The sequence below is a fragment of the Enterobacter cloacae complex sp. P1B genome (genome assembly GCF_014982345.1).
Taxonomy (GTDB): Bacteria; Pseudomonadota; Gammaproteobacteria; order Enterobacterales; family Enterobacteriaceae; genus Enterobacter; species Enterobacter bugandensis.
This window is the reverse complement of the sequence record NZ_JADCLF010000006.1, coordinates 301,013-324,703: the sequence shown is the minus strand read 5'-3', so window position 1 is coordinate 324,703 and position 23,691 is coordinate 301,013. Positions and strand designations below refer to the sequence as shown.

Genomic DNA, 23,691 nt, shown 5'->3' with positions numbered 1-23,691 from the left:
TGCTACCAGGACTCGACTCATGCAAAAACCAGAAAAGTTGCCCGTGACATTCGCCAAAAACGATGTAGAAATTATTGCACGAGAAACGCTTTATAGCGGTTTTTTTTCGATGGATCTTTACCGTTTCAGGCATCGCCTGTTCAACGGTGAAATGAGCGGCGAAATCAGACGTGAAATTTTTGAGCGCGGGCATGCGGCTGTCTTGCTACCCTTTGACCCAGTGCGTGACGAAGTCGTGCTGGTGGAGCAGATCCGCATTGCCGCGTATGACACCAGTGAAAGCCCGTGGTTGCTGGAGATGGTGGCAGGGATGATCGAAGAGGGCGAGTCGGTTGAAGACGTCGCCCGTCGCGAGGCGCTGGAAGAGGCCGGGCTGGTGGTAGGCCGCACAAAACCGGTGTTAAGCTATCTGGCGAGTCCGGGTGGCACCAGCGAACGCTTATCCATTATGGTGGGCGAAGTGGACGCCACGACCGCAGAAGGTATTCACGGTCTGGCTGATGAAAACGAAGATATTCGGGTTCATGTGGTGAGCCGGGAACAGGCTTATCAGTGGGTAGAAGAGGGGAAAATCGACAACGCAGCGTCTGTCATCGCCCTGCAATGGCTGCAGCTGCATTATCAGACATTACGAAACGAGTGGAAAAAATGAAGCGCTATACGCCTGACTTCCCAGAAATGATGCGCCTGTGCGAAACCAATTTCGCACAGCTGCGCCGCCTGCTGCCGAGAAACGACGCACCCGGCGAAACGGTAAGCTATCAGGTGAGCAACGCGCAGTATCGGTTAACGATAACAGAATCAACGCGCTACACTACGCTGGTGGAAATAGAACAAACAGCGCCCAGCATCAGCTACTGGAGCCTGCCGTCGATGACGGTGCGTCTCTATCATGACGCGATGGTCGCTGAAGTGTGTTCAAGTCAGCAGATCTTTCGCTTCAAGGCGCGGTATGATTATCCGAATAAAAAGTTGCATCAACGCGACGAAAAGCATCAAATTAACCAGTTTTTAGCCGACTGGCTAAGATATTGTTTAGCACATGGAGCAATGGCGATTCCGGTTTGTTAGCGTCATAAACCTACCTAAGGACACCATTTGGAAAGCCTGTTGAACCTGACTGTTGCTGGTGGGGCGCCAGTCAGGATATTACAAATCACCGATACCCACCTTTTTGCCGAAAAGCATGAAACTTTGCTGGGGGTTAATACCTGGGAGAGTTATCAGGCGGTACTGAGCGCCATTCACGCTGAACATCGCGACTGCGACCTGATTGTCGCAACGGGCGATCTGGCGCAGGACCAGTCCTCCGCGGCCTACCAGCATTTTGCTGAAGGCATCGCGAGCTTTAGCGTGCCTTGCGTCTGGCTGCCCGGAAACCACGATTTCCAGCCCGCAATGTACAGCTCCCTTCAGGATGCGGGGATTTCTCCGGCGAAGTGCGTATTTGCGGGTGAACAGTGGCAGATCCTGCTGCTGGACAGCCAGGTATTTGGCGTCCCGCACGGTGAATTAAGCGAGTTTCAACTCGACTGGCTGGAGACCAAACTGGCTGCCGAACCTGAACGTCATACGCTGCTGTTGCTCCATCATCATCCGCTGCCGGCGGGCTGCAGCTGGCTGGATCAGCACAGCCTGCGTAACTCCGCGGCGCTGGATAGCGTGCTGGCGAAATACCCGCGCGTGAAACACCTGCTGTGCGGACACATCCATCAGGAACAGGATCTCGACTGGAACGGACGTCGCATGCTGGCAACGCCGTCAACCTGTGTGCAGTTTAAGCCGCACTGCGCCAACTTTACGCTGGATACCATCGCGCCAGGCTGGCGCTGGCTGGAACTGCATGCCGACGGCACGCTGACCACGGAAGTCTGCCGTCTGGCAGGCGCAGAGTTCCGCCCGGATACCGCTTCAGAAGGCTACTGATGTCTACGCTCCTTTATCTGCACGGATTCAACAGCTCGCCGCGCTCCGCAAAAGCGACGCAGTTTCGCCAGTGGCTGAGCGAGCATCACCCCCACGTTGAGATGATTATCCCGCAGCTGCCGCCGTACCCGGCGGAGGCGGCGGAAATGCTCGAATCGATCGTGCTTGAACACGGCGGTGAATCCTTTGGCGTAGTCGGCTCATCGCTGGGCGGGTACTATGCCACCTGGCTCTCACAATGCTTTATGCTGCCCGCCGTTGTGGTTAATCCGGCGGTACGGCCATTTGAGCTGCTGAGGGACTTTCTTGGCGAAAACGAGAACCCCTACACCGGGCAGCAATATGTGCTAGAGTCACGCCATATTTACGATCTCAAAGTTATGCAGGTCGACCCGCTTGAAGCGCCGGATCTCATCTGGCTGCTGCAGCAGACGGGTGATGAAGTGCTGGATTACCGCCAGGCAGTGGCGTATTACGCCTCCTGCCGCCAGACTATAGAAGAGGGCGGAAACCATGCTTTCACGGGCTTTGAGGATCATTTCACCCAGATTGTCGATTTTCTTGGACTGCACAGCCACTGACAATCAATGCGAATTGCTAGTTTAAATCATGACGCAAACCTATAACGCTGATGCCATTGAGGTACTCACCGGGCTTGAGCCGGTTCGCCGCCGCCCGGGGATGTATACCGATACGACGCGCCCGAACCATCTGGGCCAGGAAGTTATTGATAACAGTGTGGACGAAGCGCTGGCGGGCCATGCCAAACGCGTTGACGTCATCCTGCACGCCGATCAGTCGCTGGAGGTCATCGACGACGGTCGCGGCATGCCGGTGGACATCCACCCTGAAGAGGGCGTGCCTGCCGTTGAGCTGATTCTCTGCCGACTGCACGCGGGCGGTAAGTTCTCCAACAAGAACTATCAGTTCTCCGGTGGTCTGCACGGCGTGGGGATTTCCGTGGTGAACGCCCTGTCCAAACGCGTGGAAGTGAACGTCCGTCGCGACGGCCAGGTCTACAACATCGCGTTTGAAAACGGCGAGAAGGTGCAGGATCTGCAGGTTGTCGGCACGTGCGCTAAACGCAACACCGGCACGAGCGTCCACTTCTGGCCTGACGAAAGCTTCTTCGACAGCCCGCGTTTTTCCGTTTCTCGCCTGACGCACCTGCTGAAAGCCAAAGCGGTACTGTGCCCGGGCGTGGAAATTACCTTTAAAGATCACGTCAACAACACCGAGCAGACCTGGTGCTACGCCGATGGCCTGAACGACTACCTGTGCGAAGCGGTAAACGGCCTGCCAACGCTGCCGGAAAAACCGTTCGTCGGTAACTTTAGCGGTGATACCGAAGCGGTGGACTGGGCGCTGCTGTGGCTGCCGGAAGGCGGTGAGCTGCTGACCGAAAGCTACGTCAACCTGATCCCAACCATGCTCGGCGGAACCCACGTCAACGGCCTGCGTCAGGGACTGCTGGACGCGATGCGTGAGTTCTGCGAATACCGCAACATTCTGCCGCGCGGGGTGAAGCTCTCGGCGGAAGATATCTGGGACCGCTGCGCCTACGTGCTCTCCGTGAAGATGCAGGATCCGCAGTTTGCCGGTCAGACCAAAGAACGTCTGTCATCGCGCCAGTGCGCGGCGTTCGTCTCCGGCGTGGTGAAAGATGCGTTTACCCTGTGGCTGAACCAGAACGTTCAGGCGGCTGAGATGCTGGCTGAAATGGCCATCTCCAGCGCCCAGCGTCGTCTGCGTGCCGCGAAGAAAGTGGTGCGTAAAAAGCTGACCAGCGGCCCTGCGCTGCCGGGCAAGCTGGCAGACTGCACCGCGCAGGATCTCAACCGCACCGAGCTGTTCCTCGTGGAAGGGGATTCGGCGGGTGGGTCGGCCAAACAGGCGCGCGATCGTGAATATCAGGCGATCATGCCACTCAAGGGAAAGATCCTGAACACCTGGGAAGTCTCTTCAGACGAAGTGCTGGCCTCGCAGGAAGTGCACGACATCTCCGTTGCGATCGGCATCGATCCGGACAGCGAGGATCTGAGCCAGCTGCGCTACGGCAAGATATGTATTCTCGCGGATGCGGACTCCGATGGTCTGCACATCGCCACGCTGCTGTGCGCGCTGTTTGTGAAGCACTTCCGCACGCTGGTGAAAAACGGTCACGTCCACGTGGCGCTGCCGCCGCTCTACCGTATCGACCTCGGCAAAGAGGTGTACTACGCGCTGACGGAAGAAGAGAAGGCGGGCGTGCTGGAGCAGCTTAAGCGTAAGAAGGGCAAACCAAATGTGCAGCGCTTTAAAGGGCTGGGCGAAATGAACCCGATGCAGCTGCGCGAAACGACGCTGGATCCGAACACGCGCCGCCTGGTGCAGCTGACGATCAGCGACGAAGACGAACAGCAAACCAACGCCGTGATGGATATGCTCCTCGCCAAGAAACGTTCGGAAGACCGACGTAACTGGCTGCAGGAGAAAGGGGATATGGCGGATATTGAGGCCTGATGCCCTCACCCTAACCCTCTCCCACAGGGAGAGGGAATGGATCGTAGGCCCGGTAAGCATTAGCGCCACCGGGCTTTTTTACATCAAAACTCCATCTTCACCGTAAACTGCACTTCGCGCGGGTCGCCAATCTGGTTGCCCAGGTTGTTGGTCGCAATCGACGACGTGTAGTAGGTCTTATCAAACAGGTTCTTCACGTTCACCTGCAGCGTCACCGGATACTGCAGCTTCATCTTATACGCCGCAAACGCATCCGCCACGAAATAGCCCGGCAGATAATAATCCGCGCCGTTGGTCGCCGAGCGGCGGCTTACGCCGTGCCCGCCGCCGCCGAGCGTCAGGGTATTCCCGGCAAACGCATTATGAATATCGTAGGTGAGGAAGAGTGAGCCGGTGTGGCGCGGCACGTTCGGCAGCGGTTTACCCGCGTAATCCGGGTCCTCCAGTACCTTCGCGTCGGTATAGCCGTAGCTGGCGATAATGTTAGTGTTCTCCGTCAGCGATCCTGCGAGATCCACCTCCACGCCCTGAGAGCGCACGCGGCCCGCGGTTTTGGCGATGGTTTCGCCCCCGATGCTTTCGGTGTACAGCACGTTGCGTTTGTGAATATCAAACAGCGCGATATTGGCGGTTATGCCGTCGAACAGATCGAACTTTGCGCCTACTTCGTACGCGTTTGAGGTTTCCGGCGGCAGGTCGCCAATGTAGCTCGCAATGGACGACTGCGGCATAAACGTCTGCGAATAGTTGGCAAACAGCGAGACTGCTGGCGTCAGTTTGTAAACCAGCCCCAGCTTCGGCGTCCACTGCTCGTCGCGGCTGTCGGTATTGACGTTAAACGGACGACCTTTGCCCGCGTACTGGGTGTAATACTGGTAGCGCAGCCCGGCGACGGCAATCCATTTATCCGTCAGGTACAGGGCATCCTGGGCGTAGGCCGAGTAGCTCTCCTGCTTGAGCGTCTGGTCGCTGTCAGCGGCGGAGACGGTTGTACACTCGTCGAGTTTGCCGTAAACCGGATTATAGATATTGAAACCTTTGACGTTCTTACAGCGCATCATGTCCGTGCGCAGCAGATCGTAATTTTCATACGACACGCCGGTGAGGATCTCATTATAAAAGCCCGCGATATCCACGTTGCCCTGCAGATCCGCACGGGTGCTGTGCATGCGCTGGGTCGAGCCCTGGGTTGCATCCACCCGGCGGGTCAGGGTGCCGGTTTTTGAATCGTAGGCCATGACGCGGGCCTGGTTGTCACTGTATTTATCCTGGCTGTAGCTGTAGTCGAACTTCGCGGTCCACTGGCTGTTGAGGCGGTATTCCGCGTTAAGCTGAGCGAGATCGGACTGCCCGTCGGTCACGTTAAACGGCTCGTCAAAGCGGGTTTTGCGATCGACGTCGACGGCCTTTTTAGTGTTGAGATCGAAGATCGTTCCGCGATCGAACGGCGTCTTATAGTCGCGATGCGAATAGAGCACGGTCACGGTGGCATCGTCGCCGAACCAGGTCAGCGACGGGGCGATAAAGGTGCTGCGTTCGTTGCCGAAGTTGCGCCAGTAATCCTCGTCCTGATACTCGCCTGTGAGGCGATACGCCAGGCGCGTGCCCTCAATCGGACCGGTGACATCGATCTGTCCGGTGCCGCCGCCAAAGCTGGAAGAGGTGGCAGAAATCGAGCCACCGAAGATTTTCTCCGGGCGCTTCGTGACGACGTTAATCAGGCCGCCCGGATCGAGAATGCCGTACAGCGTTGAGGCCGGGCCTTTCAGCACCTCCACGCGTTCGGTTGCGGCGTTAAAGCTGCGCGGCAGCACGGTGCGCAGGCCGTTGGTCATGATCGAGCCGTCGCGGTTTGCGCCAAACCCGCGGCGTACGAAGGCATCCTGCGTACCGCCCAGAGTGTTGGTCTGCACCACGTTGCTGACGTTATAGAGCGCTTCATCGAGCGTGGTGGCGTGCTGATCCGCCAGCACCTTATCGCTGACGGTATTCACCACCTGCGGGATATCCAGCATCGGCATGTTGGTCAGCGTGGCGGTGGAGGTATTCAGCGGCTGGTAGCCGTTGGTGGCCTCCGCCGTAGCATTTGGATCGGCGGTGACGGTAAGCGTTTCGCCGTCTTTAGCCGTGGTGTCTGCTGCCTGCGACAGCGGCGCCATAAACAGCAGTGAAAAGAGCGCGCGCCCTTTTATCCCAGAGAGTGAAGGTGTGAACGTAGCCATTACAACTGTTATCCCAAAATATCCGTGAAGCACCTTCACGGAAGAACCTGTGAGTCATTGCCCTTTATGGTCTGCCCGTTAGCCAAAACTGGCATCGAACATGTAATTGAGAATCATTCAATCATGCGGAAATGTAGTAGTAAATGAAAAAAGCTAAAAATCGACTACATCTCTGAAACGTAACGGAAAAGCACAGGGGTAATCAATTAATCAATTGAAAATTAAGTCTTTATTGTTTTACCGGCCAGTGTAGTAGCACACCGTTACCCCTGTTTTTTTCAGGGTGTTTCTTCCCTTGACTACTACATGGCTCGGCCTCAAACTCTCAAAAGAGAATGATTTTTATTTATATTTGTTTCCCTTTTTTATTACGTTGGCATGCACGTGGCTCACAACACGACAAAACCGGGTCTGGTTCTGGAGAATCTTTCTGCCGGTTATCAGAAAAAAATCATCGTTGATGATATTTCCCTTGCGATCCCCCAGCAGAAAATCACCGTTCTGGTGGGGGCGAACGGCTGCGGAAAATCCACGCTGCTGAGTACCATCGCACGTTTGCTTCAGCCGCTTGGCGGCGCGGCGGTTCTCGACGGCAAGGCGATCCACGCGCAGCCGACGAAAGCCGTCGCCCGCCAGCTTGGCATCCTGCCGCAGTCTCCGCTGCTGCCGGAAGGGTTAACCGTCTTTGAACTGGTCTCGCGCGGGCGTTTTCCCTGGCAGAACGTCATGCACCAGTGGCGCGACGAGGACGAGCAGGCGGTGGAGGAGGCCCTGCGCCTGACCGGCACGGCCGAGTTTGCCCACATGCCCGTCGAAAGCCTGTCCGGCGGCCAGCGTCAGCGCTGCTGGATCGCCATGGCGCTGGCGCAGCAAACGCCCTATATCCTGCTGGATGAACCCACCACGTTCCTCGATCTCCGCTACCAGGTGGAGATCCTCGAACTGCTGCATACGCTGACGCGCGAGCACGGACGTACCGTGGTGGTGGTGCTGCACGATCTCAACTTCGCCGTGAGCTACGGCGATTCGCTGGTCTTTTTACGCCAGGGAAAAGTCGAGGGCGTACTGCATGAAGGGGACGCCTGCACGCCGGAGCTGATTAAAGCGGTGTTTGATGTCGACGTGCATATGTCCATCAATCCGCTGACCGGTAAACCGTTCTTTATGCCGTTTCGCCAGGTCGCAAAACAGCCATGATGCGCACCTCTCTGGCTTTCCTGATGTTCGCCCTGCTGCTTGCAACCGGCGCGATTGCCCATCTGGGGATCGGCGCCCGCTTTATCGCCCCGCAAACGGTGGTGGAGGCCATCCTCCACTTCGATCCGCGCAATTTCGACCATAACATCATCATCAAGCTCAGACTGCTGCGCCTCTGCGCCGCGATGGTGACGGGGGCCGCGCTCGGCGTGGCGGGCGTGCTGCTGCAATCCACGATCCGCAACCCGCTCGGCGAACCGCATATTCTGGGGCTCAACGCCGGGGCGGCGCTGGCGGTGGTGCTGACGAGCGCGCTGGGGATGACGCTGCCGTTTGGGCGCCCGCTGATTGCCGCCGCCGGAGCCGCGGCGCTGTTTCTGCTGGTGCTCACGTTCTCCTCGTCCGGACGCACCGGGCTTACGCCGATGAAGGTCACGCTGTGCGGCGTGGCGATGTCGGCGTTTGCCTCGTCGATTACCGCCACGGTGCTCATCCTCGATGAACAGACGCTGCTTGCCATGCGCACCTGGCTGGCGGGGGATTTAGCGGGGGTCAGCGGTGAAACGATTGCCGCTGCCCTGTGGGTGGCTGGCGTGGGCTTTGCGCTGGCGCTCTGGCTGTCGCCCTCGCTCAACATGCTGGCGCTGGGCGACAGAATGGCGCAGGGGCTTGGCGTATCGCTGCTGAAAACGCGGCTGCTTGCCCTGATGGCTATCGCGCTGCTCTGCGGTGCGGCAGTCTCCCTCGCCGGGCCGATCGGCTTTATTGGGCTCGTGGTGCCTCAGCTCGTTCGCCGTCTGGTGTCGGTCGATCTGCGCGTGATGGTGCCGCTGTCCGCCCTGTGCGGGGCGCTGGTTCTGCTGCTGGCGGATATCGCTGCCCGCACGCTGTTTTCGCCCTGGGAGCTGGCAACCGGCATCATGACCGCGCTGGTTGGCGCCCCGGTCTTTATCTTCATGGCCTCGAGGATGTTTAAATGAACCGCGCCGGACTGCGTGCGCTACGCGTTGGCGCCTTCTCGGCGCTGGTCCGCCCAAAGGCGCTGGTATGTCTGGTCATCCTGACGCTGGCCGCCTGCCTGCTGACGGGGTTTGGCCTGACGCACGGCTCTCTGCCCATCCCCACTTCCGCCATCGGGCGCGCGCTGTTTTATCCAGAAACCCTGACGTCAGAGACGCGCTACATCGTGATGGATATCCGCCTGCCGCGCCTGCTGATGGCGGCGCTGTGCGGTGGGATGCTCGGCATGGCGGGGGCAGCAATGCAGTCCATAACCCGCAATGGCCTGGCCGATCCGGGGCTTATCGGGGTGAAAGAGGGCTGTAGCGCGGCGGTACTGCTGCTGATATTTCAGTTCCCGGCGCTGAGCCTGGCCTGGCGGCCGCTGGTTGGCATGGCCGGGGGGCTGCTCACCGCGCTGCTGGTGGTGGCCCTGGCGCGCGATATCTCACGTCCGCGATTCATCCTGATCGGCATCGGCGTGTCGTGGGTCTTTGCCGCCGCAATGGGCGTCTTTATGACCACGGCGGACGTGCGCGACGTGCAGACGGCGATGCTATGGCTGGCGGGCAGCCTCCACGCGGCAAACTGGACGCTGGTCTGCATTGCCGCTGCCTGGGCGCTTCCGGCGTTTGCGCTGCTGCTGTTTACCGCCCGCGCTGCGGACGTGGCGCTGCTTGGTAACCACACCGCAGCGGGCCTTGGCGTGCGCACAAACCGGCTGGCGCTTCTAAGGGTTCTCGCCCCGGTAGTGCTGACGGCGGCCTGCGTCTCCTGCGTGGGCAGCATTGGTTTTGTCGGGCTGATTGCGCCGCACATGGCGCGCCTGCTGCTCCGCGGCGGGCAAACGGCGCTCCTGACGGGTAGCGCCGTGCTGGGGGCGCTGCTGGTGCTACTGGCGGATAACGTCGGGCGGCTGGCATTCCTCCCTCTGCAGCTACCGGCGGGAATTGTGATTTCACTAATTGGCGGACCGTTTTTCCTGCTGCTGCTCTGGCAGCGTCGGGACAGATTTTAGGGGATTAACATGCGCATACTGTTTTCATTGCTGTTGCTGGTGGGATTTGCGGCGAGCGCGACCGAGCCGACGCAGACGTTTACTGACGATCTGAACCGTAAGGTGGCGGTGCCGGTGCATCCGAAACGGATCGTCTCGCTACACGACCTGGACATTACTATTCCGCTGATTGAGCTTGGCGTACCGCCGGTGGCGAGCCATGGCCGCACCCGGCCGGACGGCAGCCATTTTCTGCGCTCCAGCGGCATGTTGACCGGCGTCGACTTCGATAATTCCGACATCAAGTTTATCGGCACTGCGGATATCGACATTGAAGCCATCGCCGCCGCAAAGCCTGACCTGATCATTACCGAGCCGACGCGAAATACCCCGGTGGAACAGCTGGAGAAAATTGCCCCGACGGTGAGTATCGATCATCTCGATGGCGGCGCGCCGGAGATCTACCGCAAGCTGGCGCAGCTGACGGGCACGCAGGCGCGGCTCAAGGTTCTGGAGCGGCGCTATCAGGAGCAAATTAAGGCGCTGAAAGCGACTATTGATACCCGCAAAGTGAGCGTGTCGGTGATTCAGGCCAATCAGGGGAAAATCAACGCCATGCACAGCTATCACTCGCTGGGCCGCGTGCTGCGTGATGCCGGGTTCACCTTCCCGCCGCTGATTGAGTCCATCCCGGAAGGGGGACGCATTGACGTCAGCGCCGAGCGGCTGCCGGAGCTGGATGCGGATTTCGTTTTCGCCACCTGGCGCGGGGATACGGGCGGCAAACCGCAGGATGAGCTGGCGGCGATGGATGCGGTGATGCCGGGCTGGTGTCAGTTCCTGAATGCCTGTCGCACCGGACATTACGTGCTGATCTCGCGTGAAGAGGCCATCTCGAACTCGTTCGCCTCGTTAGGGCTGATGGCCGCGCAGGTCCAGTCGCAGATTGCCGGACGTCCGCTGCCGGAGGCGTCACGATGAGCCGTAAAGTTGATCTCTTCGGTGACCGCCTCCGCTCCCGGTCGCACCAGCTCACGCCGCGCCTGCTGCAGGTGGCGCGCTATATCAATGAAAATCGTGAAGCGGTGATGGAGCAGACGGCAATGGAGATCGCGACGCTGCTCAAAACGTCGGACGCCACCGTCGTTCGCGCCATCCAGGCGCTGGGTTTCGCCGGGCTGCGCGATCTCAAGCAGACGCTGGAGCAGTGGTTTGGCCCGGTTGTGACCTCCAGCGAAAAGATCTCCACCACGGTGAATACGCTGACCAGCGACGTCAATGCGAGCATTGATTTCGTGCTGGAGGGGCATCAGCATACGTGTGAAGTGTTGTCTGAACCCCACAACCGCTTCGCGATGGCGCAGGCGGTCTCGCTGCTGGCGCAGGCGAGGCAGGTTGCCATATTTGGGATTGGCGCGTCCGGGATTTTGGCCGACTACACCGCCAGGCTGTTCAGTCGGATGGGGCTACCCGCCACGCCGCTTAACCGCACCGGAATAGGGCTGGCCGAGCAGCTGATAGGTCTCCAGCGCGGGGATGTGCTGATCATGATGGCGCAAAAATCCGCGCATCGGGAAGGACAGACCACGCTGCGCGAAGCGAAACGGCTGGGGATCCCCACCATTTTGCTCACCAATGCCACCGACTCCCGATTCAGCAAAGAGGCCAGCGTGGTGATCCACGTTCCGCGCGGTGGCGAGAAGGGTAAAATCCCGCTCCACGGCACGGTGCTGCTGTGCCTGGAGATGATTGTTTTATCCGTCGCCTCCACCGAGCCGCAGCGCACCATCAAGTCGATGAAGCGCATCAACGAGCTTCACCGTGGGCTAAAGCCGGGCAAGAAAAGCAGTTGATTGTCTCCCTCTTCCCGCGGGAGAGGGGCGGGTGAGGGTGTCATACCGCACGATGGTTCTTCCGGTACTGCAGCGGCGTCTCACCAATCCCCTTCTTAAACGCGCTGATAAACCAGGTCACGTCAGAAAATCCCACCCGCGCGGCAATCTCCCGCACGCTCGCGTCACTGTGCAACAGGCATTCGCACGCCTTACGCAGGCGGAGCGTGTCCAGGTAGTGGTGGATTTTCTCCCCCGTCTCCGCATGAAATTTTCGCGACACGTAGCTGCGCGATCTGCCCAGTTCCGCTGCCAGTGCGTCGAGGCGGAATTTCTCCTGATAATGCTCGTCCAGCCAGAACATCACCTGGCTGGCGATCCCCGAGCTGCTGCCCGGTGCGCCGGTACGATCGTCAGGCAACATAGCAAACAGGCTAATCAGCAGCCCGGCGATGCTTTCGCTGCTCATCGGCGGCGGATAACAGCTGAACAGATGATCGACATGGCTGTGGCAGTGTGCCAGGTCAACCACCCACGCCTCTGAGCCGCGACGCGAGAGTTTCTCCAGCCGCTGCTGCGTGTGCGGAAAATCACGCAGGCACTTCAGTACCGCGTGGTGGTCGAGGTGAATAATCGTGCGCCGGTAAATCGCTTCCGCCTGTTCGTCCACCCTGACTTTATGCAGGGTGAACGGCGGAAAGAAAAACAGGCGTCCGGGGCGCATGGTGTAGTGACGGTTATCGACAATCGCGACGCCAAACCCTTCTTCCACATAGAGAATTTCAAGACACTGATGCCAGTGGTGGTAACGCACCGTGTTAGCAAACAGGCGGCTGAACGACGCTACGGTGTCGTTTAAGGTAATGAGTTCAAGACGATCGGTTATGGGCGCGTCATGCATAGTGCAATAAAACTCAACTTTTCCCCGTCAGAAGAGATTTATAAACCACCTTTTTAAATTTTATCAACCGCAGGTTTGTCGAACGTTCTCACCTGTGACGTGGCTAACATTTCTCCACCTTACGCATTCACTATGCTTGGCCGCAGTTGATGACGAGGGTGGAACTATGCGGGCGGAAAGCGAAGAAAAATCAAATCTGTTGTCTTCACGCCAGGACGTCGTGGCGTCTCTGAATACCTTACTTGGCGCGCTGGATAAGCAGTTTCCGGTAAATCATTCGCGGTTCTCGCTGGGTGATACCTGCGCGCACTACGCGACGGATATCGCGCAGATGGAGGGGCTCTCCCGCGCGCTATGGGGGCTGTTTCCGCTGTTGGCTTCGGGCGATGCTTCGCCGTTTAGCGAGAAGTACATGCAGGCCATCAGGATCGGCACCGATCCGCTAAGTCCGGGCTACTGGGGCGAAACCGGTCCGTACGATCAGCGTCTGGTCGAGATGGCGTCCTACGGTCTGGGGCTTTCCCTGCTGGGGAATAAACTCACCGATTGCTTCAGCGAGCGCGAGGTGATGAACCTGCGCGCGTGGCTGAATCAGATTGCCGACGCGCAGATGCCCGACAGCAACTGGAACTACTTTGCCATTATGGTCCAGCTGGGCTTCAAACGCGCCGGGCTGCCGTACGACCAGGCCGCCATCGACCATCGGTTTGCGCTGATGGAGGCCTATTACCTGGGTGACGGCTGGTATTCCGACGGCGCGGGTCGCCCGAAAGATTACTACATCTCCATGGCGTTCCACTTCTACGGCCTGATTTACGCCACTTTAAGCGGCGACGAGGCGAGGGCGGAGGTGCTGCGCGAGCGCTCGCGTCTGTTTGCGGAAGACTTTATCTACTGGTCCGCCGCGGACGGCGCGTCGGTACCGTTTGGCCGCAGCCTGACCTACCGCTTTGCGATGGTCGCCTTCTGGAGCGCGGTTGCCTTCTCTGAACTTGACGTGTTCACGCCGGGTATTGTGAAGGGCATTATCCTGCGCCATCTCCGCTGGTGGCAGCAGCGGACAATTACCGACCGGGACGGCATTCTGACCCTCGGTTTTGCCTGTCCGAACCTCGCCATGTGTGAGGACTATAACTCTCCCGGCTCGCCCTACTGGGCGCTAAAAAGCTACCTGATTCTGGCGCTGCCGGAGACGCATCCGTTCTGGCAGGCAGAAGAACAGCCGCTGCCCACGCTGGCGGAGAAGCACGTCATCCCGCACGCGCAGCAGATCCTGATGCATTCGACGAACTCTCAGCACGTCACCATGCTCACCGCCGGTCAGCTGGAGCTGAACAACTACGTCAACACCGAAGCGAAATACACCAAATTTGCCTACTCCAGCCGCTTTGGCTTCACCATTGAGCGCGGGCGCTTTGGCCTGAAGCATGCGGCCTGTGATTCCATGCTGCTGCTGGCGGACGGGGATAACTATTTCCGCGGACGTCGCGAGTGCGCCGCGGTGCGGGTGGATGAAAACTACATCTATTCACGCTGGTCGCCGTGGCACGACGTGCACATCGAGACCTGGCAAATCCCCTTCGGCGAGTGGCATTTGCGCCTGCACCGCATCAACAGCGCGCGCACGCTGCAAACGGCGGAGGGCGGTTTCGCCGTGATGAAAACGGAGCACCAAATCCGCGCGCGCGGCAGCTATCTGGCGGCTGAGAACGGCAGCAGTGCGATTGTCGATCTATCGCCTTTCATTGAACGCACCCCGGATAGCATCGTCACGCCGCCGAACAGCAGCATCATGTTCCCGGAGTGCGCCTCCATTCCGCTGTTAAAAACCGATCTCCATCCGGGAGAGCGCTGGCTCTGCTGCGCCGTCATTGCCAGTGAAAAACAGAACGTTGCGGCCGCGCCGCAGCTGGATATGAACCATAACCGGGTCGTAATCCGCGACCCTGGAGGCGAACGTCTGCTGTCGTTCACGTTATAAAATTCTGACCCTACACCTCGGCGAGGATGGTATGAAAAATACATCGACAACCAACAGAACCGAATATTACAAAATCAGCAGCTTTATTTTTCTCTATTTCTTTACCTGGTCCGCGAGTATTGGCCTGCTGGCGATCTGGCTGGGTCAAAAAGCGAATCTCAGCGGGACGGTAATTGGAACCGTGTTCGCGGTGAACGGAATATTTTCCGTTATCCTCAAACCCATCTACGGCTATATTCTCGATAAAATCGGCATGAGCAAATACCTGCTCTATTTTGTGGTCGCCATGTCGGCCCTGATGGCGCCGTTTTTTATTTACGTCTATCAGCCGCTGTTAATGTCCAGCACCTTGCTGGGGATTGTTATCGGCGCGCTCTATTTAAGCTTTGCCTGGTATGCGGGCGTGGCGGCGTGTGAATCTTATTCCGACCGCTTCAGCCGCTTAAACGGCATGGAGTTCGGGCAAATTCGTATGTGGGGCTCGCTCGGCTGGGCGGTGGCATCGTCCTTCTCCGGCCTGCTGTTCAACCTCTCACCGACCTATAACTTCATTATGGGCAGCGTGACGTCGATCGTGATGCTGGTTGTCCTGCTCAGCCTGAAAGTGAACACTAACTCCGTTCATGCCGATGCGGTACTGACCAAAGAGAAAATTGCCTCCGCAGATGTGTACGCCCTGCTGCGTAACCGTAAATTCTGGGCTTTTTGCCTGTACGTGGCGGGCGTGGCGTGGATGATGTTTATCGCCGAGCAGCAGTTCTCGCGCTATTTCGTTACCTTCTTTGACGATATTCATGAGGGCAACGCGGTGTTTGGCTATCTCGGTACCGTGCAGTCGGGCATAGAATTCGTCATGTATATGGTTGTCCCGCTGTTCGTTAACTTTATTGGCGCCAGGCGCGGGCTATTAATTGTCGGGCTGATCGTCGGGGCGCGTTTGATTATTTCCGGGATGTGCGACTCGCATCTGTTAATTTCCGTGCTCAAGCCGCTATACGGTATAGAAATTTGCCTGCTGCTGGTGTCGGTCTTTAAATATATTGCGGAGCATTTCGACAAGCGCGTGAACGCCACCATGTATTTACTGGGCTATCAGGCGATGCTGTACGTGGGGAACGTGGTGGTTTCCTCGCCTGCCGGATATATGTATGACCGCATCGGCTTTGAACAGACCTATATCATCATGGGGGCGACGGCGCTGATCTTTACCTTTATTTCTGCCTTTACGTTATCCGCCTGCCAGAGCAAATGGCGCGGCCCCCGCCCGCTGAACGTAGCAGAACCTTCATCACGCTGACCACAAGGAACCGAAATATGTTAAGTCGTATCAGAGAGGAACGCCTGTCTGCCATTCCTGCTCCCGTAGACTCGCGCCTGTTTAGCGATGAACTGATCTCTGCGCGTAGCCACGTCCTCGAGTTGATTAGCCGTCATTTAACGGCATTCGGAGAGCAGTTCCCGGCGGAAACCTGCCGGAACGGTTATTACCCGCTGACCGACAACGTAGAGTGGACAACCAGCTTCTGGACCGGCCAGCTGTGGCTGGCGTGGGAGATGAGCGGCGAGGAGAAATTCCGCTCGATGGCGGAAAAACACGTGCGCACCTTCGGCCTGCGCATCGCCGGGCGCAGCGACACCAACACTCACGATCTGGGCTTCCTGTACACGCTCTCCTGTGTGGCGGCCTGGAGACTTACCGGCAGCCGCGAGGCGCGCGGTTTCTCCCTGCTGGCGGCTGAAGCCCTGCTGGAGCGCTTTCATGAGAAGGCGAAAATCATTCAGGCGTGGGGCGATCTTTCAGACCCGGAGCAGGCCGGACGGATGATCATCGACTGCAACATGAACCTGCCGCTGCTCTACTGGGCGACGGAGCAGACGGGGGATCCGCGCTTTGCTGACGCCGCAAAAGCGCACGTCATGCAGGCGGCAAACTATCTCATCCGCGACGATGCCTCCACGTTCCACACCTATTATATGGACGTACAAACCGGCGCGCCGCGCTACGGCAATACCCAGCAGGGCTATGCCGATGACTCCTGCTGGTCGCGCGGGCAGGCGTGGGGGATTTACGGCTTCCTGCTGAGCTATATCTATACCGGCGACGAGACGATGATCGCCCTGTCGAAGCGGCTGGCGAACTACTTCCTCAACCGCCTCCCGGAAGACTACGTCTGCCACTGGGATCTGGCGCTGGTGGGGACCGACGCGCTGCGCGATTCGTCCTCGGCGGCGATTGCGGTGTGCGGGCTGCTGGAGCTGGTGAAGCACCTGCCCGTGACGGATCCGGACCGGGAGCGTTATCTGGAATGGGCCAAAGGCATTATGTCGTCGCTGACGAAGCTCTACCTGATGGGCAAAGAGGAGAAGGGCACCGGGCTGCTGAAGCACTCGGTCTATCACCTGGCGAGCAACAAAGGGGTGGACGAGTGTGCGAGCTGGGGAGATTACTTCTACGTGGAGGCGCTGGTGCGCTTTACGCAGAGCTGGAAACTGTACTGGTAAAAACGGTCGGGGGGCGACCCCCGACTCGCGGATCACGCTTTAGGAATACGCAGCGTCTGGCCGGGGTAGATTTTATCCGGGCTGGAGAGCATCGGGCGGTTAGCCTCAAAAATCTTGTTGTACTGGTTGGCATCGCCGTACACGGTTTTGGAGATAGCGCTCAGGGTGTCGCCGGATTTTACCGTGTAGTAGGTGGCTTCATCTTTGGCATCGGTCGTGGTGATGTTGTTCTCCACCTCGCTGACGCCGGCGATGTTGCCGACGGCGACCTGGATTTTTTCTTTCTGCTCCTGGGTCAGCCCGTCACCCGTCACGCTGGCCTTGCCGTCGGTAACGTTAACCTGAACTTTGTCTGAACCGGGAATGTTGAGTTTCTTGAGGTGCTCGGTGATTTTGTCGCTCTGACCTTTGTGGTCGGTCAGGTTATCCCATAGCTTTTCGCCTGCTTCTTTCACGAAGTTAAAAAGACCCATTCCATCCTCCTGTTAATCATGAAGTCAGAATAAGCATAGCAGGTCAGAGAGAATTCCCTCCCCGGAAGGAGAGGGAAGGCAGGTTTTAAACCCCTTGCTCCAGAATACGGATGTGGGTCTCCAGCACGTCACCCTTCACCGCATCGCTCCACGCTTTCATGTGCGCGGTCTGCAGGTGTGCTTCAAGGTGCGCGACGGTTTCCCACTGCTCAACCATGATAATGGAGTCTGGCGCAGTGGCCTGGAAGCTTGCGTCGGTAGCGGCGTCCACCATCGGCGCGTAGCCGTGGCAGCCTTCTTCTTTCAGTACGGTTGGGATGATTTTCGCGAACTGATCCAGCACCGCCTGGCGGTGATGTTGACCTGGACGAGTACGGATTTCTGCGATTACTGTAAGCATGGTTACTACTCCTTTAATTCCAGGCTACCAGTTAAGCAAAAATTTTCGCGAGATGCTTGCGATATTCTGCGATATAGCTCGGGACGTCAGGCATTTTAATCACGTCGTTGACGATAAAGGTCGGCAGCGGATCCATCCCCAGGAACTGGTTCGCCTTGTGGAACGGCAGATACGCGCCGTCTACGCCCACGCCTTCGAAAAACTGATCTTTTTCGGTGAAGGCTTCCAGAGGGGCGTTCCAGGTAAGGGAGAGCATATATTTTTTGCCCTGAATCAGGCCGCCGGAGCCGTATTTTTTAGAGGCGTCTGAGCGGGTGCGTCCGTCGCTGGCATACAGCGAACCATGACCTTCAGTGAAGACGTCGTCCATGTACTTTTTCACAGTCCACGGCGCGCCCATCCACCAGCCCGGCATCTGCCAGATAACCACATCGGCCCACAGGAAGTTCTGCACTTCGGCCTTCACGTCATAGTTGCTGTCCGCGCGCACGACCTTAACATCATGCCCGGCGTCGCGCAGGAAACCGTCCGCGACCTCGGTCAGGGTGTCATTCAGCTGGCCTTTAGAGTGCGCGAACTCTTTCGCGCCGTTGATAATCAGAATATTGCTCATTATTTGTCCTCGGTGATGAGAGTATGCCGGGTATTCTACGCGCGAGGACGGAGCGGAAAAATAAGCAAAATGTGCAAAGTCTTTTGCGCTAAATGCAATAATCCCTTACCAGTTAACCTTCACTTCAAAGCCGCCTTCTGGCGCATTGCCCAGTGAGACGCGCATGCCGTGCAGCGCGGCAATGCGTTTCACAATGGATAGCCCCAGCCCGCTGCCCGTGGCGTCCTGACCCGGTGGACGATAAAAGCGCTCGCCGAGACGCGCCAGCGCATCGGGCGAAATGCCCGGGCCATTGTCGCGCACGGTAACGCTACGGGTGTTCAGCGTCACGTCTACCACGCTGCCGCGCGGGCTGTAGCGGGTGGCGTTATCCAGCAGGTTGCGTGCCAGCAGGCTCAGAAGCAGTTGCTGACCCGTTCGGGTCACCTCCGGCGCGTTGATGTGCAGGCGAATATCAATACCCGCCTGCTGTGCCGAAGGATAAGTATCCATTACCGCAGACTGCAGCAGGTCAGCCATCGCTATCTGTTCTACGCCGTCCAGGCTATCCAGCGAGTCCAGGCGCGACAGGGTGAGGAGCTGATCCACCAGCCGGGAGGCGCGGTCGATACCCGCGTGCAGCTGCGCCAGCGCTTTTTCCTGCGCCTGCGGATCGTCCTGAGAAAGCTGCGCCACGTCGGTTTGCACCTTCAGCGCCGCCAGCGGGCTGCGCAGCTCGTGGGCGGCGTCGGAGGTAAAGCGGCGCTCGCGGGTCATCATCTCCTGGGTACGGGTAAAAAGATGGTTCAGCGAGTCGAGCAGGGGGCGCACTTCCGCCGGCACGCCCTGAGTGGGCAGGGCGTCGGTGGCGTCCGGCGAGCGGGAGCGCAGGGTCTGGGCCAGCTTTTTAAGGGGCTTCAGCTCCCGGCTCAGCAGGACAATAAGCAACAGCAGCATCACCGGCAGCGCCACCAGCCACGGCGTCAGCTGCGAGCTGACCACGTCCAGCGCCATATCCTGCCGGTACTCCCACTCCTGGCCGACCACCACGCGGTATTTTCCGTCTGGCGACGTCAGCCATAAAAAGCGCCATTCATCGTTGTCATCCTGAAGCCGTCCGTCATCAAAGCCGTCACGACGATAGTGATACGGGATATCGCGCCCGTTTTCGCCGTCGTTAAGGAGCATCGTGCCGTCTGAAGCGTAAATAGCGAAGGCCAGTGCGTCATCGTCCAGATGCCCGTGTTTGGCCTTTTTCGGCACCTCGCGCATGCGCTCCGGCGCGCGGATCTCGTCCAGATCCATCGTCAGCAGCCGTTTGGCAAACAGCATCTGCTGGGTGTCGAACAGCTTATCGAGCTTGTGGGTGGTCTGCTGCCACGCCACCAGGCTGGCGGCAAACCAGGCCGTCAGAGACAGCGCTAAAAAGAGGAGCGTCAGGCGCAGCTTCAGGCTCAGCTTCATGCGTCACCCAGGGTGTAGCCGATGCCGTGCACGGTGCGGATAAACTCGCTCCCGAGCTTGCGGCGTAAATGATGGACATGGACTTCGACGGCGTTGCTGGAGACGTCATCGTCCCAGGTATAAAGCTTTTCCTCGATCAGCTTGCGCGGCAGCACCCGGCCCGCGTTGCGCATCAGCAGCTCCAGCAGGGCGAACTCTTTCGGTTTAAGCGTCAGCGTTTCGCCCTCCAGCGTGGCGACAAGGCTTGCCGGATCGAGCGTCACCTTGCCGTGGCGCAGCTCGCTGCGGGTCTGGCCGTGGCTGCGGCGCACCAGCGCTTCCAGACGGGCGGCCACTTCTATCAGCGCGAACGGCTTACAGAGATAATCGTCCGCACCGAGGCGCAGCCCTTCAACGCGCTGGTTCAGCGCATCCCGCGCGGTCAGGATCAGTACCGGCTCGCTGCGGCCGCTTTCGCGCCAGGCGCGCAGGATCTCCAGACCGTCAATTCCCGGTAGGGTCAGGTCAAGCACCACGGCATCATAGGGCGCTGAGGCGAGCGCGGCCTGCCCGGTTTTCCCGTCGGTAAACCAGTCCACGCTAAAGCCCAGTTTGCTTAAGCCTGCTTTGATGCCATCGCCGATTAACCTGTCGTCTTCTACCAGTAAAATGCGCATGTTCCCTCCTTGATGCCGTCAGTAAACCCTCTGCAAGCGCCTGCTGTACAGTAAAAATAAATAAATTTTCCCCTTAAGAAGTTGTTAAGGTTTACCCTGTTTAATGGATTGCGAAACGACATTAAAGGGAGAGATGAAGATGAAAAAATTCGCTGCAATTGCTGCCATCATGATGATGACCACCGCGCCGGTCTTTGCTGCACAGGGCGGCTTTACTGGCCCATCTGCGACACAGACCCAGACGCAAACCCAGCAGGGCGGTTTTGTCGATAACAACGCCAACCTCACCACCGCGGCTAAAGTGAAAGATCTGAAGGACGATGCCTGGGTGAAGCTGCGCGGGAACATTACCGAGCGCCTGTCCGATGACCGCTACACCTTCCGCGACGAGTCCGGCACGGTGGTGGTTGAGATTGACCACAAGCGCTGGAACGGCGTGACCGTCACCCCGCAGGATAAAGTAGAACTGCAGGGTAAAGTCGACAAAGACTGGAACGAGTTTGAAATCGACGTGAAGCAGGTTATCAAGCTGAACAAATAACCCGAAAAGGGCCGCGTATGCGGCCCTTTTTCTTTGTGACTCAATTCGTCAGATGAGGTAGTATCTGCGGCAATATTGCCTGAAACCCTTCGGTTTCTGAGTTGAGGAATCACACGTAATGAGCGATATGGCAGAGCGCCTCGCGCTACATGAATTCACGGAAAACGCCTACCTGAACTATTCCATGTACGTCATCATGGACAGGGCGTTGCCGTTTATCGGGGATGGCCTGAAGCCCGTTCAGCGCCGCATCGTCTATGCGATGTCCGAACTGGGGCTGAACGCCACCGCTAAGTTCAAGAAATCCGCCCGTACCGTCGGTGACGTACTGGGTAAATACCATCCGCACGGCGACAGTGCCTGCTATGAAGCGATGGTGCTGATGGCCCAGCCGTTCTCTTACCGATATCCGCTGGTGGACGGGCAGGGGAACTGGGGTGCGCCGGACGATCCGAAATCCTTCGCAGCGATGCGTTATACCGAATCCCGTCTGTCCAAATACGCCGAAGTGCTGCTGGGCGAGCTGGGTCAGGGAACCGTTGACTGGGTGCCAAACTTCGACGGTACGCTGCAGGAGCCGAAGATGCTGCCTGCGCGTCTGCCGAACATCCTGCTGAACGGCACCACCGGTATTGCGGTCGGCATGGCGACGGACATTCCGCCGCACAACCTGCGTGAAGTGGCGAAAGCCGCCATCACCCTGATCGAGCAGCCAAAAACCTCGCTGGACGACCTGCTGGATATCGTGCAGGGGCCGGATTACCCGACCGAAGCCGAGATCATCACCTCGCGTGCAGAAATCCGCAAAATCTACCAGAACGGTCGCGGCTCCGTGCGCATGCGCGCGGTGTGGAATAAAGAGGACGGCGCCGTGGTGATCACCGCGCTGCCGCACCAGGTTTCTGGTGCCAAAGTGCTGGAGCAGATCGCCGCCCAGATGCGCAATAAAAAGCTGCCGATGGTGGACGATCTGCGCGACGAATCGGACCACGAGAACCCGACCCGTCTGGTGATCGTGCCGCGCTCTAACCGCGTGGACATGGAGCAGGTGATGAACCACCTGTTCGCCACTACCGATCTGGAAAAAAGCTACCGTATCAACCTGAACATGATTGGTCTGGACGGTCGTCCGGCGGTGAAAAACCTGCTGGAGATCCTCAGCGAGTGGCTGACGTTCCGCCGCGATACGGTGCGCCGTCGTCTGAACCATCGTCTGGAGAAAGTGCTTAAGCGCCTGCATATCCTCGAAGGTTTGCTGGTGGCGTTCCTCAATATCGATGAAGTGATTGAGATCATCCGTACCGAGGACGAGCCGAAGCCTGCGCTGATGTCGCGCTTTGGCATCAGCGAAACCCAGGCCGAAGCGATCCTCGAACTGAAGCTGCGCCATCTCGCTAAGCTGGAAGAGATGAAGATCCGCGGCGAGCAAAGCGAGCTGGAAAAAGAGCGCGATCAGCTGCAGGCGATCCTCGCCTCCGAACGCAAGATGAACACCCTGCTGAAGAAAGAGCTGCAGGCGGATGCCGATGCCTTCGGCGACGACCGTCGTTCTCCGCTGCACGAGCGCGAAGAAGCGAAGGCGATGAACGAGCACGACATGCAGCCGTCCGAGCCGGTGACCATTGTCCTGTCCCAGAGCGGCTGGGTGCGCAGCGCCAAAGGCCACGATATCGACGCGCCGGGTCTGAGCTACAAAGCGGGCGATAGCTTTAAAGCGGCGGTGAAAGGCAAGAGCAACCAGCCGGTGGCGTTTATCGACTCCACGGGCCGCAGCTACGCTATCGACCCGATCACGCTGCCTTCCGCGCGCGGCCAGGGCGAACCGCTCACCGGTAAGTTGACGCTGCCGCCGGGCGCAACGGTTGACCACATGCTGATGGAGGCCGACGACCAGAAGCTGCTGATGGCGTCCGATGCGGGCTACGGCTTTATCTGTACCTTTAACGACCTCGTGTCGCGTAACCGTGCCGGTAAAGCGCTGATCAGCCTGCCGGACAATGCCCGCGTGATGACACCGCTGGTGATTGAGAACGAGAGCGACATGCTGCTGGCGATCACCTCTGCCGGACGCATGCTGATGTTCCCGGTCAGCGATCTGCCGGAGCTGTCGAAAGGTAAGGGCAACAAGATCATCAACATCCCGTCGGCGGAAGCCGCGAAAGGTGAAGATGGCCTGGCGCACCTCTTCCTGCTGCCGCCGCAGAGCACGCTGACCATCCACGTTGGCAAGCGTAAAATCAAGCTTCGCCCGGAGGAGCTGCAGAAAGTGGTGGGCGAGCGCGGTCGCCGCGGTTCGCTGATGCGCGGCCTGCAGCGTATCGACCGCGTGGATATTGATTCGCCTGCGCGCAGCAGCGCGGGCGACAGCGAAGAGTAATGTCATAACACCCCCTCTGTCCGGAGGGGGTATTTCAATAAAATTTCCCGTAAAATCGTTGTTAATTCGTGCGTTGCGATTAACAATACGCGCTCGTAATAAAGTCCTTACCTGGCCACAGGTGAAGTA

Annotated in this window: 22 protein-coding genes; 15 read left to right on the top strand and 7 right to left on the bottom strand. The window is 58.5% G+C overall.

The window, feature by feature from the left end:
• Nucleotides 1–19 precede the first annotated feature (19 nt).
• Genes nudF through parE form a run of 5 tightly spaced genes read left to right on the top strand, consistent with a single transcriptional unit; the run spans nucleotide 20 to nucleotide 4,428 of the window.
• Complete coding sequence (gene nudF, locus INF77_RS06210; RefSeq protein ID WP_028014443.1) at nucleotides 20–652, top strand: ADP-ribose diphosphatase; 633 nt, start codon at nucleotides 20–22, stop codon at nucleotides 650–652.
• Nucleotides 649–1,071 carry a DUF1249 family protein gene (locus INF77_RS06205; protein WP_003862516.1) on the top strand — a complete coding sequence of 141 codons (423 nt, stop codon included), beginning with the start codon at nucleotides 649–651 and terminating at the stop codon, nucleotides 1,069–1,071. Before nudF ends, INF77_RS06205 begins: the two co-directional genes overlap by 4 nt.
• A 27-nt stretch (nucleotides 1,072–1,098) precedes the next feature.
• Complete coding sequence (cpdA, locus tag INF77_RS06200; RefSeq protein ID WP_028014441.1) at nucleotides 1,099–1,926, top strand: 3',5'-cyclic-AMP phosphodiesterase; 828 nt, start codon at nucleotides 1,099–1,101, stop codon at nucleotides 1,924–1,926.
• A complete protein-coding gene (gene yqiA / locus INF77_RS06195) occupies nucleotides 1,926–2,507 on the top strand; it encodes an esterase YqiA (RefSeq protein WP_041908103.1) in 582 nt (193 codons plus the stop codon). The genes cpdA and yqiA overlap by 1 nt, the downstream gene beginning before the upstream one ends.
• A 28-nt stretch (nucleotides 2,508–2,535) precedes the next feature.
• Complete coding sequence (gene parE, locus INF77_RS06190) at nucleotides 2,536–4,428, top strand: DNA topoisomerase IV subunit B (protein WP_028014439.1); 1,893 nt, start codon at nucleotides 2,536–2,538, stop codon at nucleotides 4,426–4,428.
• 83 nt (nucleotides 4,429–4,511) lie between these two features.
• Here the strand turns inward: parE and INF77_RS06185 are convergent, their stop codons facing one another.
• The gene (locus INF77_RS06185) at nucleotides 4,512–6,650 is read right to left on the bottom strand and encodes a TonB-dependent siderophore receptor (protein WP_048959957.1); all 2,139 of its coding nucleotides are present in this window, start codon (nucleotides 6,648–6,650) and stop codon (nucleotides 4,512–4,514) included.
• Nucleotides 6,651–7,034: 384 nt separating this feature from the next.
• On the opposite strand from INF77_RS06185, the gene INF77_RS06180 reads away from it, so the two are divergent.
• The 5 genes from INF77_RS06180 to INF77_RS06160 are packed head-to-tail and all read left to right on the top strand — an operon-like array spanning nucleotide 7,035 to nucleotide 11,696.
• Nucleotides 7,035–7,847, top strand: a complete 813-nt coding sequence (locus INF77_RS06180) for an ABC transporter ATP-binding protein (RefSeq protein ID WP_193532093.1) — start codon at nucleotides 7,035–7,037, stop codon at nucleotides 7,845–7,847.
• Nucleotides 7,844–8,827 carry an iron ABC transporter permease gene (locus INF77_RS06175; RefSeq protein ID WP_047364596.1) on the top strand — a complete coding sequence of 328 codons (984 nt, stop codon included), beginning with the start codon at nucleotides 7,844–7,846 and terminating at the stop codon, nucleotides 8,825–8,827. The genes INF77_RS06180 and INF77_RS06175 overlap by 4 nt, the downstream gene beginning before the upstream one ends.
• Complete coding sequence (locus INF77_RS06170; RefSeq protein WP_193532092.1) at nucleotides 8,824–9,864, top strand: iron ABC transporter permease; 1,041 nt, start codon at nucleotides 8,824–8,826, stop codon at nucleotides 9,862–9,864. The genes INF77_RS06175 and INF77_RS06170 overlap by 4 nt, the downstream gene beginning before the upstream one ends.
• Before the next feature lie 9 nt (nucleotides 9,865–9,873).
• The gene (locus tag INF77_RS06165; RefSeq protein WP_193532091.1) at nucleotides 9,874–10,824 is read left to right on the top strand and encodes an iron-siderophore ABC transporter substrate-binding protein; all 951 of its coding nucleotides are present in this window, start codon (nucleotides 9,874–9,876) and stop codon (nucleotides 10,822–10,824) included.
• Nucleotides 10,821–11,696: a MurR/RpiR family transcriptional regulator gene (locus INF77_RS06160; protein WP_028014433.1), complete on the top strand. Its 876-nt coding sequence runs from the start codon at nucleotides 10,821–10,823 to the stop codon at nucleotides 11,694–11,696. Before INF77_RS06165 ends, INF77_RS06160 begins: the two co-directional genes overlap by 4 nt.
• A 40-nt stretch (nucleotides 11,697–11,736) precedes the next feature.
• Here the strand turns inward: INF77_RS06160 and INF77_RS06155 are convergent, their stop codons facing one another.
• Entirely contained in the window at nucleotides 11,737–12,576 is an 840-nt protein-coding gene (locus INF77_RS06155) for an AraC family transcriptional regulator (protein ID WP_193532090.1), read from the bottom strand.
• Nucleotides 12,577–12,742: 166 nt separating this feature from the next.
• On the opposite strand from INF77_RS06155, the gene INF77_RS06150 reads away from it, so the two are divergent.
• Genes INF77_RS06150 through INF77_RS06140 form a run of 3 tightly spaced genes read left to right on the top strand, consistent with a single transcriptional unit; the run spans nucleotide 12,743 to nucleotide 17,059 of the window.
• Nucleotides 12,743–14,557: a DUF2264 domain-containing protein gene (locus INF77_RS06150; protein WP_193532089.1), complete on the top strand. Its 1,815-nt coding sequence runs from the start codon at nucleotides 12,743–12,745 to the stop codon at nucleotides 14,555–14,557.
• Nucleotides 14,558–14,588: 31 nt separating this feature from the next.
• Nucleotides 14,589–15,854 (top strand): oligosaccharide MFS transporter, encoded by a 1,266-nt coding sequence (locus INF77_RS06145; protein WP_193532088.1) that lies wholly within the window; start codon nucleotides 14,589–14,591, stop codon nucleotides 15,852–15,854.
• 17 nt (nucleotides 15,855–15,871) lie between these two features.
• Nucleotides 15,872–17,059 (top strand): glycoside hydrolase family 88 protein, encoded by a 1,188-nt coding sequence (locus tag INF77_RS06140; RefSeq protein ID WP_193532087.1) that lies wholly within the window; start codon nucleotides 15,872–15,874, stop codon nucleotides 17,057–17,059.
• A 32-nt stretch (nucleotides 17,060–17,091) separates the two neighbouring features.
• On the opposite strand, the gene lysM is transcribed toward INF77_RS06140, so the two are convergent.
• The 5 genes from lysM to qseB form a co-directional block, all read right to left on the bottom strand.
• On the bottom strand, nucleotides 17,092–17,532 hold the full coding sequence (gene lysM, locus INF77_RS06135; protein WP_028014428.1) for a peptidoglycan-binding protein LysM: 441 nt from the start codon (nucleotides 17,530–17,532) through the stop codon (nucleotides 17,092–17,094).
• 85 nt (nucleotides 17,533–17,617) lie between these two features.
• Nucleotides 17,618–17,932 carry a putative quinol monooxygenase gene (locus INF77_RS06130; protein ID WP_008502984.1) on the bottom strand — a complete coding sequence of 105 codons (315 nt, stop codon included), beginning with the start codon at nucleotides 17,930–17,932 and terminating at the stop codon, nucleotides 17,618–17,620.
• A 31-nt stretch (nucleotides 17,933–17,963) separates the two neighbouring features.
• Nucleotides 17,964–18,545, bottom strand: coding sequence for an NAD(P)H-dependent oxidoreductase (locus INF77_RS06125; RefSeq protein WP_024906501.1), 582 nt, complete (start codon nucleotides 18,543–18,545; stop codon nucleotides 17,964–17,966).
• 105 nt (nucleotides 18,546–18,650) lie between these two features.
• Nucleotides 18,651–19,988 carry a quorum sensing histidine kinase QseC gene (qseC, locus tag INF77_RS06120; protein ID WP_193532086.1) on the bottom strand — a complete coding sequence of 446 codons (1,338 nt, stop codon included), beginning with the start codon at nucleotides 19,986–19,988 and terminating at the stop codon, nucleotides 18,651–18,653.
• The gene (gene qseB, locus INF77_RS06115; protein WP_047364588.1) at nucleotides 19,985–20,644 is read right to left on the bottom strand and encodes a quorum sensing response regulator transcription factor QseB; all 660 of its coding nucleotides are present in this window, start codon (nucleotides 20,642–20,644) and stop codon (nucleotides 19,985–19,987) included. The genes qseC and qseB overlap by 4 nt, the downstream gene beginning before the upstream one ends.
• A 139-nt stretch (nucleotides 20,645–20,783) precedes the next feature.
• Between qseB and INF77_RS06110 the strand changes: the two genes are divergently transcribed.
• Nucleotides 20,784–21,185, top strand: coding sequence for a YgiW/YdeI family stress tolerance OB fold protein (locus INF77_RS06110; RefSeq protein ID WP_023309189.1), 402 nt, complete (start codon nucleotides 20,784–20,786; stop codon nucleotides 21,183–21,185).
• A gap of 118 nt (nucleotides 21,186–21,303) precedes the next feature.
• Nucleotides 21,304–23,562: a DNA topoisomerase IV subunit A gene (gene parC / locus INF77_RS06105; protein ID WP_193532085.1), complete on the top strand. Its 2,259-nt coding sequence runs from the start codon at nucleotides 21,304–21,306 to the stop codon at nucleotides 23,560–23,562.
• The last annotated feature ends 129 nt before the right edge of the window (nucleotides 23,563–23,691 follow it).